Annotated in this window: 1 protein-coding gene; it reads left to right on the plus strand. The window is 70.6% G+C overall.

The features are described from left to right. A partial coding sequence (locus AC0IY1_RS25460) for a histidine kinase dimerization/phospho-acceptor domain-containing protein (RefSeq protein WP_471773361.1) occupies positions 1-252 on the plus strand: 252 nt, incomplete at both ends.

A 252-nucleotide genomic window follows, 5' to 3' on the forward strand; every position in this document is an offset into this window, starting at 1 on the left:
CGCTCCCTGGACGAGGCTCTCACCCGGGCCGAGGCGGCCAACGTCGCCAAGTCGCGCTTCCTCGCCACCGAGAGCCACGAGTTCCGCACGCCGCTGAACGGGAGTCTCGGCATGGCCGACCTCGTCCTCGAGACCGGGCTCGATCCGGAGCAGCGCACCTACGTCGAGGCCATCGGCACCACGGGCAAGGCGTTGCTGACCCTGATCGACGGCATCCTCGACGTCTCGCGGATCGAGGCCGGGCGCCTCGAC

The sequence above is a fragment of the Methylobacterium sp. AC690 genome (assembly GCF_979256535.1).